Source organism: Larkinella fluvii, from assembly GCF_051857545.1.
In the GTDB taxonomy this organism is placed as follows: domain Bacteria; phylum Bacteroidota; class Bacteroidia; order Cytophagales; family Spirosomataceae; genus Larkinella.
This window is the reverse complement of record NZ_JBPZHB010000007.1, coordinates 494,096-507,818: the sequence shown is the minus strand read 5'-3', so window position 1 is coordinate 507,818 and position 13,723 is coordinate 494,096. Positions and strand designations below refer to the sequence as shown.

The 13,723-nt window shown below is 51.4% G+C and carries 13 protein-coding genes and 1 tRNA gene; 4 read left to right on the top strand and 10 right to left on the bottom strand.

Annotated elements, in window-relative coordinates; all coding sequences use genetic code 11:
* Positions 1-339 precede the first annotated feature (339 nt).
* Positions 340-411, bottom strand: a tRNA-Arg gene (locus ACS5NO_RS21135).
* 76 nt (positions 412-487) lie between these two features.
* Positions 488-1,756, bottom strand: coding sequence for a GTPase HflX (gene hflX, locus ACS5NO_RS21130; protein WP_114409768.1), 1,269 nt, complete (start codon positions 1,754-1,756; stop codon positions 488-490).
* Positions 1,757-2,191: 435 nt separating this feature from the next.
* Here hflX and ACS5NO_RS21125 point away from each other — a divergent pair, with 435 nt between their 5' ends.
* Positions 2,192-3,577 carry an MATE family efflux transporter gene (locus ACS5NO_RS21125; protein ID WP_439416978.1) on the top strand — a complete coding sequence of 462 codons (1,386 nt, stop codon included), beginning with the start codon at positions 2,192-2,194 and terminating at the stop codon, positions 3,575-3,577.
* Positions 3,578-3,635: 58 nt separating this feature from the next.
* On the opposite strand, the gene ACS5NO_RS21120 is transcribed toward ACS5NO_RS21125, so the two are convergent.
* Positions 3,636-3,887: a hypothetical protein gene (locus ACS5NO_RS21120; RefSeq protein ID WP_439416977.1), complete on the bottom strand. Its 252-nt coding sequence runs from the start codon at positions 3,885-3,887 to the stop codon at positions 3,636-3,638.
* Between the two features lie 274 nt (positions 3,888-4,161).
* Between ACS5NO_RS21120 and ACS5NO_RS21115 the strand changes: the two genes are divergently transcribed.
* Positions 4,162-7,623: a pyruvate carboxylase gene (locus ACS5NO_RS21115; RefSeq protein WP_439416976.1), complete on the top strand. Its 3,462-nt coding sequence runs from the start codon at positions 4,162-4,164 to the stop codon at positions 7,621-7,623.
* Between the two features lie 273 nt (positions 7,624-7,896).
* On the opposite strand, the gene ACS5NO_RS21110 is transcribed toward ACS5NO_RS21115, so the two are convergent.
* From ACS5NO_RS21110 to ACS5NO_RS21100, 3 genes are all read right to left on the bottom strand, one after another.
* Complete coding sequence (locus ACS5NO_RS21110) at positions 7,897-8,187, bottom strand: Rdx family protein (protein ID WP_439416975.1); 291 nt, start codon at positions 8,185-8,187, stop codon at positions 7,897-7,899.
* The gene (locus ACS5NO_RS21105) at positions 8,184-8,921 is read right to left on the bottom strand and encodes a sterol desaturase family protein (protein WP_439416974.1); all 738 of its coding nucleotides are present in this window, start codon (positions 8,919-8,921) and stop codon (positions 8,184-8,186) included. The genes ACS5NO_RS21110 and ACS5NO_RS21105 overlap by 4 nt, the downstream gene beginning before the upstream one ends.
* A gap of 86 nt (positions 8,922-9,007) precedes the next feature.
* Positions 9,008-9,574: a Crp/Fnr family transcriptional regulator gene (locus ACS5NO_RS21100; protein ID WP_439416973.1), complete on the bottom strand. Its 567-nt coding sequence runs from the start codon at positions 9,572-9,574 to the stop codon at positions 9,008-9,010.
* A gap of 94 nt (positions 9,575-9,668) precedes the next feature.
* Here ACS5NO_RS21100 and ACS5NO_RS21095 point away from each other — a divergent pair, with 94 nt between their 5' ends.
* Both ACS5NO_RS21095 and ACS5NO_RS21090 read left to right on the top strand, forming a co-directional pair.
* Complete coding sequence (locus ACS5NO_RS21095) at positions 9,669-10,061, top strand: DUF4870 domain-containing protein (protein WP_439416972.1); 393 nt, start codon at positions 9,669-9,671, stop codon at positions 10,059-10,061.
* Positions 10,062-10,183: 122 nt separating this feature from the next.
* Positions 10,184-10,975, top strand: coding sequence for a DUF2490 domain-containing protein (locus ACS5NO_RS21090; protein WP_439416971.1), 792 nt, complete (start codon positions 10,184-10,186; stop codon positions 10,973-10,975).
* A 100-nt stretch (positions 10,976-11,075) separates the two neighbouring features.
* Here the strand turns inward: ACS5NO_RS21090 and ACS5NO_RS21085 are convergent, their stop codons facing one another.
* From ACS5NO_RS21085 to ACS5NO_RS21070, 4 genes are all read right to left on the bottom strand, one after another.
* Positions 11,076-11,663 carry a hypothetical protein gene (locus ACS5NO_RS21085; RefSeq protein ID WP_439416970.1) on the bottom strand — a complete coding sequence of 196 codons (588 nt, stop codon included), beginning with the start codon at positions 11,661-11,663 and terminating at the stop codon, positions 11,076-11,078.
* A gap of 174 nt (positions 11,664-11,837) precedes the next feature.
* Entirely contained in the window at positions 11,838-12,206 is a 369-nt protein-coding gene (gene secG / locus ACS5NO_RS21080; RefSeq protein ID WP_439416969.1) for a preprotein translocase subunit SecG, read from the bottom strand.
* A 56-nt stretch (positions 12,207-12,262) separates the two neighbouring features.
* Complete coding sequence (locus ACS5NO_RS21075) at positions 12,263-13,132, bottom strand: DUF8458 domain-containing protein (protein WP_439416968.1); 870 nt, start codon at positions 13,130-13,132, stop codon at positions 12,263-12,265.
* Between the two features lie 62 nt (positions 13,133-13,194).
* Positions 13,195-13,689: an LptE family protein gene (locus tag ACS5NO_RS21070; RefSeq protein ID WP_439416967.1), complete on the bottom strand. Its 495-nt coding sequence runs from the start codon at positions 13,687-13,689 to the stop codon at positions 13,195-13,197.
* Positions 13,690-13,723 lie beyond the last annotated feature (34 nt).

Here is a 13,723-nt window from a genome sequence, read left to right as displayed (position 1 = left end):
TATAATCATCTTTATCGTAGCCAAATTACGAAAACTTCAAGCTAAATACGCGTTGATACATCATTTCATTAAACGCCTGCTCGGGCACCGCCCGCGGCTCCATAGCTCTTCCTGGCCTAATCCAATTTGAAGGAAAACCCCTGACTGGGGAGGGTGAAATGACTAACCACAGCAATCGCTACGCTGACATCAGCCACCACAGCGCCGAAAGCGAGTGGGCCAGGTTCGGGCTATCGGTGCAGACCGATCTAAAACAAAGGGGAGACAACTTGCCAATCACATATTAGGAACCAAGAAAGTGCCATTGCAGCGCGTATAGGCACTTTCTTGAAATATTCGTGGTCCCACCGGGAATCGAACCCAGATCTAAAGTTTAGGAAACTTCTATTCTATCCGTTGAACTATGAGACCAGAAAAAACCTGGAAGGTCTTTCGGACCTTTCAGGTTTGAATATTCGTAGTATACGCAAAAATGCTTAGAAATCTGTTATTTACCAAAATTACCGGTATCATCGGCCTCCTCGGCCCAGTTGCCCAGCGGCACCTCCAGCCAGTTGGGGTAGATGGCGTAATGCTTCTCTTTCACCATGGCATACAGCAGGTTACGCAGCTCTTCGATGTTCTCGCGCGTCTCCGCCGAGATGAAAACAACGTGCTCCGCTTTTTGCGTTAAATACGTCTTTTTCAAATAATCGAGGGCGGTTTGTTTCCGAATCGCCACCGGCAGATCGTCGTCAAAATCGTCCTCCTGGTGCATCCACTCGTCGCGGGGTTCAAACTGGTCTATTTTGTTGAAAACCAATACCGTTGGTTTTTCTCCCGCCGGACCACCGACCCCGATTTCCGTTAGAATATCGTTGACGATCCCAATGTGTTCTTCGAACGACGGATGGGAAACATCCACGACATGCAACAAAATATCGGCTTCGCGCACCTCATCGAGCGTCGATTTGAAGGCTTCGACCAGCGTCGTAGGCAACTTGCGAATAAAACCGACGGTGTCGGTCAACAGAAACGGGATATTACCCAGCACGACCTTGCGAACCGTGGAATCGACCGTGGCAAACAGCTTGTTTTCGGCAAACACCTCCACTTTGGCGAGCGTCCGCATCAGCGTCGACTTGCCTACGTTGGTGTAGCCCACCAGCGAAACCCGCACCAGCCGGTCTCGTTCCTTGCGCCGGGTGTAGCTCTGTTTATCAATTTTTTCCAGCTTTTCCTTCAGAAACGCGATCCGATCCTGCACAATCCGGCGGTCGGTTTCGAGTTCCTTTTCACCCGGACCCCGCGTTCCCACCCCGGCTTTCATCCGGCTTAAGTGGGTCCACATCCGGGTAAGTCGGGGATACATATATTGATACTGAGCGAGTTCAACCTGCAATTTCGACTGGGCGGTTTGTGCCCGCATCGCGAAGATGTCCAGAATCAACAGACTCCGGTCCAGCACTTTGACGTCGGTGAAAGCCGCTTCCAGGTTTCTAACCTGCGAGGGCTTCAAATCGTCGTCAAAAATGACCATATCGACCGGGTTGTCAATCACGAACGTGCGAATCTCTTCCAGTTTGCCTTTTCCCACATACGTTCGGGTATCGGGCTGGTCGAGTTTCTGGATAAACGATTTGACGGTAATGACACCCAGCGTCTGGGCCAGAAAGGCCAGTTCGTCCAGGTATTCCTGGGTTTTTTCGGCCGACTGCTTCTGCGTTACCAGGGCCACCAGCACCGCAGTTTCGGGCTGTTTGTGATTTTCAATCATAGAGGAAACTAGTTAGGAAGGTACTGAACGGATCACAGCACCGATTCGACGCACGAATCGCCGATCCCGGGTCCAATAACCTTAAATTACGTGAGAATAAAGAATATAACCGTGGAATACACAAACGGTTTTTAGCGGAAGCGGAAGGGGCCGAAATCGGCAAATAGGTTCATGGGCGTACTACCTTTAAGCGGTACAAAGTTACGCTTTTATTCTCAAAAAAATAATACGTTTTCCTCAAACTTTCTTTTTTGGCTAAAATCTTTCAGTACATTTGCAGTCTCAAAGCGAAAAGCCCATGAACACCCTCACCCGCTAAGGGTCCCCTCCACGTTTCCTTCAATCGTCCTGTCTGACCGACCGACGATCTGACATTTCCTTATTCAAGCTGTGTATTACCCGGCGATTCCGTCGCCTGTTTCCCATTTTCATGCCATGACGAAATTTTTTCGCCTGTTACTAGCCGCTTTGCGCGGTACAGAAAATCATTATACGTCCGGTAGCATCAACCGGGCCATTTTCATGCTGTCGGTCCCGATGGTTCTGGAGATGGTGATGGAGTCTCTTTTTGCGGTCGTCGATGTCTTTTTTGTTGCCAAAATCAGTACGGAAGCCGTTGCCACCGTGGGCCTGACCGAGTCGGTTCTGACCATTGTCTATTCCATCGCCATCGGGCTGAGTACGGCCGCTACGGCCCTGGTGTCCCGGCGTGTCGGCGAAGGCAACGCCCGCGAAGCCGGCAAATCGGTGGCGCAGGTGATTCTCGTTTCCATCGGAATTGCCCTGGTCATCGGCATTCCGGGGGCGGTTTTTGCGGAAGATATTTTGCGGTTGATGGGCGGCAACGAGCAGCTTATTGCCAACGGCTCCGGTTTTACGCGGCTGATATTCGCTAGTTCACCCGCCATTATCCTGCTGTATACCCTGAGCGGGTGTTTGCGGGGCGCGGGGGAAGCTTCCACGGCCATGCGGTCGCTCTGGATTGCCAACGGACTCAACATTGCGCTTTGTCCCATTTTTATCTTCGGCTGGGGTCCAATTCCCGAGATGGGCGTGGTCGGTTCGGCCATTGCCACTACGATTGGACGCTCGGCGGGGGCGGTTTACCAATTGTATAGTCTGATGCGCAACGGCCGCATCGTTCAGGTCGCTGCCACGGATTTTCGGCCGCATACCGGCATCATCCGCAACTTGCTGGGCATTGCCGCCGGCGGAACGGCGCAGTTTCTGGTGGGTTCGGCGAGCTGGGTTTTCCTGACGCGGATCCTCTCAACCTTCGGCAGCGATGTCGTTGCGGGCTATACGATTGCCATCCGGATCATGATTTTCACGATCATGCCGTCGTGGGGCATGGCGAACGCGGCTGCAACGCTCGTTGGTCAGAACCTCGGCGCGGGACAACCCGAGCGGGCCGAAACCTCGGCCTGGCGGGCGGCTTTCTGTAACATGCTGTTTCTGCTGGGGGTCGGTATATTGTTCTACACCGGTGCCAGCGAAATTGTCGGCCTGTTCAACCGCGACCCGAAGGTGGTGGATATTGCGGTGCAGTGCCTGCGGATTTTCTGTCTGGGCTACGTTTTTTTCGCCTACGGCATGGTCATCAGCCAGGCGTTGAACGGAGCCGGGGACACCCGAACGCCAACGCTCATCAACGTAGTCTGTTTCTGGGTGATCGAAATACCGCTGGCGTACTTGCTGGCGAATACATTTAACTGGGGGCCGGAAGGCGTGTTCTGGTCGGTGGCCTTCAGTGAATCGTTGCTGGCGGTGATTGCAGTTTTGGTTTTCCGCCGGGGACGCTGGAAATTGGTGAAGGTGTAACAGGATTCGGTCAGCGGTTTTTCAGCAAAAACTGCTGACCGGCCTTCCCGCTAACCCACTACATACGCAAAATCTGTAAATAGGTCAGTTTCAACTCCTGTAGGTTCGCAGCCATGGGCGCTCCGTCGAATGCCTCCAGCGGCAAATCGGTTCGTTTTCCTTCCCGGTCGATCAGGAACGCCGAAATCATCTGAAAACCAGCAGTATACAATTGGTTGACGAGTTCTATTTGATGGTCGATCTCCGTTGAAAAGAGCTTAACCGTGAACTTCTCGCCGTGCGACGACAACAGGGAGATGTAGAGCCACATGAAAGAAAGGGTAGGATGGTATCACTAAAACCTGACAAATTTGAAGCCACGGCGGTCGGTAAACGGAAATAGTGAGTGAATGGTCCCTGGATACATAAATATTTGGCGTGGTGAGGAGTCAATCCTGTGTAGTTACAATCAAAGCTGTATTATTTTACGAAAAACCAGTCTTTTCCAATGAACCTTCGGTAAAACCTGATTTTTACAAACTTTTCCCTAAACTTGCTGCATTGTTCACCAGTTTCGAAACCCCATCCTGCATTTTTTGGGACCCATGAAAGATTACATTCGCCCGATTAATCGCCTGCTCGTCGCCAACCGGGGCGAAATCGCCATCCGCATCATGCGGGCCGCTACCGAGTTAGGAATCACTACTGTCGCCGTTTACACCTACGAAGACCGGTATTCACTTCACCGTTACAAAGCCGATGAAGCCTACCAGATTGGTCGCGACGACGAACCGCTGAAACCCTATCTGGACATTGAAGGCATCATCAAGCTGGCGAAACACAAAAAAATCGATGCCATTCATCCGGGCTATGGCTTTTTGTCGGAGAACGTGACGCTGGCGCGCCGGTGCCGGGAAGAAGGCATCATTTTCGTGGGTCCGACGCCGGAAGCCATGGAAGCGCTGGGCGATAAAGTCCGGGCCAAAAACTTGGCGACCAAAGCCGATGTGCCGATGATTCCCGACAGCCGGATCGATATATCAGACTACACCATCGCTATTTCCGAGGCCAAACGAATCGGTTTTCCGGTAATGATCAAAGCCGTTGCCGGTGGGGGAGGTCGTGGCATGCGTGTGGTTCGGGAAGAAGGGGAATTTGAAAAATCTTTCAATGAAGCCCGCAACGAAGCGAAGAATGCGTTTGGGGATGACACGATTTTCCTGGAAAAATTCGTCATTGATCCCAAACACATCGAAGTGCAGTTGCTGGGCGATACGCACGGAAATATTGTCCACCTCTACGAACGGGATTGCTCGGTTCAGCGTCGTTTTCAGAAGGTTGTCGAAGTAGCACCTTCGTTTGGTCTGAAGCAGCAAACGAAAAATAAACTGTACGAATATGCCCTGAAAATTGGGCGACAGGCCAATTATTCCAATGCCGGTACGGTGGAATTTCTGGTCGATAAACAGGAAAATATCTACTTCATCGAAGTCAATCCGCGGATTCAGGTCGAGCACACCATCACGGAAGAAGTAACCGGGATTGACCTGGTGCGGACGCAGATTCTGATTGCGATGGGGTATAAATTGTCGGACAACGGTATTTACATCAACCACCAGGACGAAATACCGCTGAACGGCTACGCCATCCAGTGCCGGATTACGACCGAAGACCCCGCCAACGGGTTCCGTCCCGACTTCGGCACCATCATTGCCTACCGCAACGCGGCCGGTTTTGGTATTCGGCTCGACGAAGGCAGCTCGTATCCCGGCGTAAAAATTTCGCCGTATTTCGATTCGATGATCGTGAAGGTTTCGGCCCGGGGTCGAACGCTCCGGGGAGCTACCCAACGGCTCAAACGGGCATTGGTCGAATTCCGGATTCGCGGGGTAAAAACCAACATCCCGTTCCTGCTGAACGTGATCGATCACCCGATTTTTCAGGCGGGTGATGCCCGGGTGTCGTTCATCGAAAACCACCCCGAACTGTTTGACCTCCGCAAACCGAAAGACCGCTCGACGCGTGCGCTGAATTACCTGGCTGATGTGATCGTCAACGGGAATCCGGAAGTGAAAGTGAAACCGGGATCGAAAGGGCCAACCCAAAAATTCCGGACGCCGGTTATTCCGATTTTTGACCGGTTTGGCGACTATCCGAAAGGAAACAAAGACCGTTTGACGGAACTAGGACGCGATAAGTTCGTGGAATGGGTGCGCGATCAGAAACCGGTTTTGTATACCGACACCACCTTCCGCGACGGCCACCAGTCGCTGCTCGCAACGCGGGTCCGAACGAAAGATTTGATGAATGTGGCCGAAGGTTTCGCCAAAAACCACCCGGAATTGTTCTCGATGGAAGTCTGGGGGGGCGCGACGTTCGACGTAGCCATGCGGTTTTTGCACGAAAATCCGTGGACGCGTTTGAAGAAATTCCGCGAAGCCATGCCGAATATGCTCCTGCAAATGCTGTTTCGCGGTTCCAATGCAGTGGGCTATTCAGCTTATCCGGACAACCTGATTGAGAAATTCGTGGAAAAATCGTGGGAATCCGGCATCGACGTTTTCCGGATTTTCGACTCCCTGAACTGGGTTGAAGCCATGAAAGTCAGCATCAAAGCTGTTCGCGAACGCACCGATGCGCTGGCCGAAGCCGCGATTTGCTATACCGGCGACATGCTGGCTCCCGATCAGAAGAAATACACCTTACAGTATTACCTCGATATGGCCCGGCAGTTGGAAGATGAAGGGGCTCATTTGCTGGCCATCAAGGACATGGCCGGTTTGCTGAAACCGCTGGCCGCCGAGGTGCTGGTGCGGGAACTGAAGCAGGCCGTTAACATCCCGGTTCACCTGCACACGCACGACACCTCGTCGATTCAGGCGGCAACGTATCTGAAAGCGGTCGATGCCGGAGTCGATATTGTGGATTGTGCGCTGGGCGCTTTGTCGGGGCTGACGTCACAACCCAATTTTAACTCGGTGGTGGCGATGTTGCAGGGCCATGAGCGCGAAAGTGCGATTAACCTAAATTCGCTGAATGCCTATTCCAACTACTGGGAAGATGTTCGGGAATGGTATTATCCGTTTGAGTCGGGCATGAAGGCCGGTAGTGCGGAGGTCTACCAGAACGAAATTCCGGGTGGGCAATACTCGAACCTGAAACCGCAGTCGATTGCACTGGGGCTGGGCGATAAGTTCGAAACGCTGAAGAAAAACTACGTGGTTGTCAACAAGATGTTCGGGGATATTGTCAAGGTGACACCATCGTCGAAAGTGGTGGGCGACATGGCGCTGTTCATGACGTCCAACAACCTGACGGCGGAGGATGTCATGAAGAAAGGCGCATCGCTTTCATTTCCGGAATCGGTCAAAGGCTTTTTCAAAGGCGAACTAGGGCAGCCCTACGGCGGTTTTCCGCCCGAACTTCAGGAGATCGTTCTGAAAGGCGAAGAACCGCTGACCGGTCGTCCGAATGAAAAACTGAGCCCCATTAATTTTGAGGAAGACTTCAAAACGTTTGAGGAGAAGTTTCCGATGAACGAGGGCTTTCTGGATTACCTCTCGTATCAGATGTATCCGAAAGTCTACGAAGAATATTACAAGGCCGTTCAGGAACACGGCGACGTCAGCATCATTCCAACCCCGGCCTTTTTGTACGGTTTAAAGGAAAACGAGGAAATCCTGATCGAGATCGATGAGGGCAAAAATATTCTTGTGCGGCTGTTGTATGTGTCGGAACCCGACGAACATGGTAACCGGATGGTAACGTTTGAACTCAACGGCCAAAGCCGCCAGGTTCAGGTGCGCGACCGGTCGCAGAAAGTCGAGTTTGAGGCCAATGCCAAAGTCAGCAAGGATGGCGACGTGGGTTCTCCGTTGCAGGGTCGTCTGACCAAAATTCTAGTCAAACCGGGTGATGTCATCGCCAAAAACCAGCCATTGTTCGTCATCGAAGCCATGAAAATGGAAAGTATCGTGGCCGCGCCGAAAGCCGGAACCGTCAAACAGGTGATCCTGAAAGAGGGCACGGTGGTGGTGCAGGACGACTGGGTTGTGGAATTGGCGTAACAGGAAAATAAAAAACAATCCCGTCGGGATGATTCATTTTGTCACAAACGCGTCCGCAGAAATCCAAACAACCCGGTAGGGTTGCCCGGCCGAATTGTTACAAAATGGAGCATCCCTGCGGGATTCATCTCTTTGTAAGAAGGTACGGTTTCTACAAGAAGGAACATTCCTACGGGATTCATCTCATTTGTAAAAGGGTACGGTTTCTACAAGAAGGAACATTCCTACGGGATTTATTTTCCTGTAAGCGGGCACGGTTCCGCTAAAGCCCCTTTAGAGGGTTGGGGGTAACTTATCCGAATGACCAAGCGATTTTTCCGGATTGACCACATCCCGGATCAGTTGCTTTAACTCCTTGATCTCCGGAAACCGCCCTGCTTCCTTCCGGTCGAAAATTTTCTTGCCATCAATCTGAACCGAAAACCGCCCACTGATTTCCGACGGGTGGAGCATTACACCGTGAACATCTTCGGTAAACGTGGTTAATATTTCCTGCGCCATCCAGGCCGAGCGCATCAGCCAGCCACATTTTGGGCAGTATTCGAGGGTAACAATGGGTTTCATTCTCTTTTCTCGGTTGGATTTTTGTGAACATCCCGAAAGCGTAACATGTCGCTCAACTGCTGTTCTTTGTCGTTGTCAAAACCACACGTTGAGGTGAACTCTTTCGGATTCTGATAGGTTCCAAACAGCATGTCCCACCAGACAATATCGCCGTAATTGTTGGTGTGTTTATTGTACTCGTGGTGAATCCGGTGCATTTCGGGGCGCTGAAAAATATAACCGATCCAGCGGGGTGTCTTTACGTTGGTGTGGTAAAAAAACTCACCCAAGGCGGTGCAAAGCGTGTAAATTGCACCAGCTTCGGGACTCAAGCCCAGTAACGTATACACCAGCAAACTGCCAATCACCGAGTTAACCGTCATTTCCAGCGGGTGTTTGTAAAACGAGGTAATAACTTCGATCCGTTGCGGACTGTGGTGAATCTGATGGAAGTGCGTCCAGAGAAAATCGACCGTATGCCGCCAGCGGTGCCACCAGTAAAATACAAAGGTAGCGATGAAATAGGCGATGATTCCACCCCAAACCGGATTGACATGGTCGGACAACGCGAACAGCGAATGGCTCGACAACCACTGTTCCCATGTATAACCCGCCAGCAGAACCACCAGCAACTGAATGAAATTAACCGCCAGGACGCGGATGGTCCAGGTCGGAACCGGCGGTAATTTCCAGCCGGGGAAAAACCGTTCGAGCAGAAAGCAGAAAGCGAAGGTGACAAAAATAACCGGTAGCATGGCCGTAGCGGGGTTTGGTGAACAGCCAAAGTAACCCACTGCCAGTCTGTGAAAAATTGATAAATATCAAATTCGGTTCGAGCCATTCAGGCTATATTGGCCCGTAACCGACTCACGGTTTCCGGTGACAAACCCAGGTGGGAGGCAATGTGTTTCAACGAAACCCGCCGAAATATATCCGGAAAATCAGCCAGCAACTGCGTATATCGTTCCTGAGCCGACTGCATCCGGAGATTCTGCGTCCGTCGTTCGCTCAGCAAATAATACCGTTCGGTCAGTAAGCGTCCAACTTTGTTAAATTCGGGGAAGACGTCGTACAACCGCTGAAGCTGGTCGTACGTTATGGACCATAACACGCTGTTTTTCAGTAATTCAATGTATTCCTGAGCGGGTTGTCGGGAATAAAAGCTAACGATGGAGATAATGAAATCCGACTCCTTCATAAACCAGGAGGTTACTTCCCGGTCGTCTTTCAGGTAATACCCGCGGGCGCCCCCTTTTTCGATGAAGAAAATCCGCTCGCTCACCTGTCCGGGTTGCAGCAGCCAGTGCCGCCGGGGCAGTTCGTGCCGCCGGAGCGTTTGCCGCAACGCGCTTTCCAAGGGTTCGGAGATGGGTTGCAGATGCCGGATGGCACTCAATAAGGTTTCCATTTCGGTAGATTGACCCAACGAAGGGATTTTTAAACAAAGATTGCAAAAATCATTTCTTTCCTCGTACTTGGTTGTTGTTAAATCACTTACGATCATGGAAAACCAACCCTACAACAACCCGCTGCCTCCGTCATCGGTGCCCCCCCTCAGTCCTTCCGACGAGCGCCTGTGGGGAATGCTGGCCCACCTCAGTGCTTTAGCCGGTTTTATCATCCCCTTTGGCAACGTCATCGGCCCCGTGGTGGTTTGGCAGATTCAGAAAGACAAATCGGCGTTCGTCGATTATCACGGCAAAGAAGCCGTGAATTTTCAGATTACGATGACGATTGCATTTTGCATTGCCCTGCTGTTGATCATTGTCGTCATTGGTCTTCCCATTCTGATTGTGTTGGGCATCCTGAGTCTTGTTTTCTCCGTGATTGCCGGGGTGAAAGCCAATAATGGCGAATATTACAAGTATCCGTTCACCTTTCGCTTTATTAACTGACCATTCGGTCGCCGATGTTTTTTTCGGGTAACGGGTTTCGTATTTTTGCTGGAAATTACGACACCAAGTCACCTTCAATGATCTCTACCTATTCTGGCCCGCCAACCGCGGTGAATAAATTTGTGCCTTTATCCGACGTTTTGCCCGGCCACGGTTTTTTGAAAATGGCCCGTCGATTGGCGGGATTGTGCTTATTTCTCTTTCCATATGCCGTCCAGGCACAGCCGAAACCGCAACCCTTGGGCACCTGGTTTATCGGCACGGTTCAACTTCCCGCCCGCGAACGGGGCTGGGGCGGTTTTGTCGAGGGTCAGGTGCGGTCAAATACCCTCTTCGATCAGGTCAATTACTACGAAGTAAAAGGAGGAATCAGCTACGATTTAGGCCCGGCTTTTTCGGCGATGGTGGCCACCGGTCGGTATCATACCTATAATTTCCGGGATCTGGCCGACGGCCCGCAGATTCTCGAAACCCGCCTGTGGGAACAGATTACGATGAGCCAGAATGTCGAGCGGTTGAAGTTCGAACACCGTTACCGGGTCGAGCAGCGGTGGTTTGGGGAATCGACACCGGAAAACGTGGCGATTCAGGGCCGGTTCCGCAACCGGGTTCGTTACCGGATGAACCTGATGATTCCGCTGAATGCCATGACCATCCAACCCAAAACCGTGTTCGTATCAATTTACGATGAACTGTTTCTGAACTTCAAGGCACCCCATCTCGAACGAAACCGGGTTTATGCCGGCCTGGGTTACCAGATCGACCGCAACTGGATCATTCAGGCGGGCTGGGTCAATCAATACGACCAGGCTCCGGTCAATATTGGCGATAAAAATAACGTAGTGCTATCGGTTATGTATCGTCTCCACCGCAAAAATGGCGAGCGGGTGCGGCTGCCGACGCAAATGGACTGACGGTTTACGGTATTCAGTATTCAGTTTACGGTGGCTGACGCAAGAGTAAGAAAGCATGCGTCATCCACCGTAAACCGTAAACTGAATACCGTAAACCAGTTCAAAACCACGGTCGGCGGACTTTGAAGGATCGTTTCATCCCGCGAATGAGCAGGAAAGCACCGAGGACGCCAAAGATGATGGCCAGGATGGTGATGTTCAGAATGGCAAAAACGATGGCGACACCAATAACTGGGATCGATGCCTTGAGTTGCCACGGGATGCGTTGCCACCAGTTGAGTTTCTTCCGGGGTTTCAGACCCAGAATTTCCCGCAGCGTTTTCTTCTTGCCGGTTTTAGGCCGGGGTTGTGGTAAGGCATTCGTTTCGGATGTGCTCAATCCTTGATTGACCAGCGTTGACGTAGCTTGCCGGGCGTGGTGCTGAACCGACCGGCTGGGCGGAACCACGGCTGACGATGCGTGAAATTCCGGCAGCGGAGCTTCGGATTCTTCGGGAGCTTTTGCAACTCGGGGCCATTCGATGGCTTGAACGACAACCGAATCGGTTTCGGCGATCACCGGTTTGGGGATGCCGGACGAGCGAAACGACTCGACGGGGATGGGCTGGTATCGTGCATAGGGACGATGACAGGAAGCGGTAACGAAACAGAAAAGGGCGGCAATCGGCGCAAAGGCACTTTTTTTCATCAGGCTGGACGAAGATTCAGGATGCAAAACCTGCCTTTACAACGAAACCGATCCGCGGGTTTATACTTTCTGAACCAGAAAATATGATCAAAAAAAGACCTGCATGGTGGATTAGTCCCTACAGGTCTGAAAGTCAATGGCTTAGATTTTCTGAAATTTTCCGGGCGGAGCGGATTATTTAGGTGCTGTTCCGCTTTGGGGTGCCGTTGCCGGAGCCGCTTGTTGTTGAGCAGGCGCTTGCAAACCAGCTCCCGGAACCGTTTTCGTAGCCGCAGCATCCACATTGGCGCTATTAATGGTGGAGCCAACGGGATTCCGGTCGATCACGATGTAGGTAGAAAGTGTCAATACCATGATGGCGATACCGAGTCCCCAAGTAATCTGTTCCAGCAAATCGGTGGTTTTTTTAACCCCCATCAACTGGTTGGAGCCGAGGCCACCAAATTCGCCGGACAAACCGCCCCCTTTTGAATTTTGAATGAGTACTACTAAAATCAGAAGTACGGTACAGATACAAATTAATACAATGATTGCCGTTAGCATTTCGATTTGCCCTTGCGGTTATTTAAGTAAGCGTATTGTTAAGTAAAAGGAGTCGTTTATTGATCTTTTGGCTTCTTCAGGGCCTCAATTTTCTCCGCAAAATAAACCTTTTTTTCCGGATTTTTCAACATAAGTTTCACGTAAATGTCAATCGCGCGCTCCGACTTCCCTTGCCGGGCCAGAATCTGGGCGAAGGCTTCCGTAATGGGGGCTCCCGAATTCGCCGGCATCCGGCGGGTCAGGTCTTCCTGGTCGGCCTGCTCGCTGGTGTGCATCCGTGGACGTTGGATCATGGGTTCCCGTTTGATGAAATCCTCGATAATCAGGAGTTGACGGTGTCGCTCGGGGTCCGGCACCGAATCCGGTTTTGGATCCTCGATGGTCGCTTCCTGTTGTTCCAGCGTCGTTTGGAGGACTTTCTCCGCAATAATCACTTCGTCGATCATCGGTAAAATTACTTCCTTTGTCTCAGGGGGGCTGTCGACCTCGTCCTCGGGGCTTTCCACGACCGGCAGTTCGCCCACCGATTTGGCAAAATCAAAAATGGGATTGGCGAAAAACGTATGGGTTTGCTCCGCTTTCCGTTTGAACAATTCGTAGCTTTCTTTCGTGTAATCGTCGGGAATAGGCACCTGCTTGAGCGACAACTCATTCAGGCGACTCAACAGGTTTTCAGACCACTGAAATTCATTTTCGATCAGTTTTCGCAGCGCATTGCGGCTCAGGGCATGGGCGGCAGCCTGCCGGACATACTCAATGGCGTGACTTTTCTGGTGCACAGAGGTGGCTTTGGCCGCGAGCAAGTACAGCGACTGACAATAGGGGTAAGCGGCAATGGCCTCCTTTAATTGTTGTAAATCAGTGGGTAACAGTTCTTCGGGGTGAGTTACCCAGAAGGAAAAGGTTTCTTTGTCCAATTTGTTCATTGGATGGAAGGGTAGGGAGGTGGTGTCGCTTTGGTCAAATTTAACAAAATGAAACCGGGTTTCTACCAGTCTGCGGCTGTTTTATTGAAAATATCCAACACCAACTGATCCTGAATTTTGGGTACCAGCCGACTTTCGCTCTGGGTGAGCGTCTGGTTGGCCGGAAAATCCTGGTAAAATGAAAAAGGCTGGTCAAAATTCTTCGTTTCGTCTTTCGAATTGGAAAACCGCACCTGAACGGTGACCTGCAAACGGTTCTGTGCCGCCTGATCCGAAGCCGTTGCCGCCACGGGCAAAACGTCGTAGCCGGTAATGGAACCTTCCAGTACAATGTCGCCGTTGGACGGCACCACTTTCATGTTGGTATACCGCTGGTAATATTCTTTCAGCTTCTCCGTAAACGTCAACGTCAGGTTGGCCGGGCCGCCAGCCGCCGAAGTCGTGAAGGTGTTGACGGTGATGGTCTTGATATTCGGATCGAGCGTTGTGCCGGTAAACGAATACTTTCCGCAGGAAAGAGTTAAGAGTGAAGAGTTAAGAATGAAGAATAAAACCAACGCTCTAGCACTGTAACTTTTAACTTTTAACTCA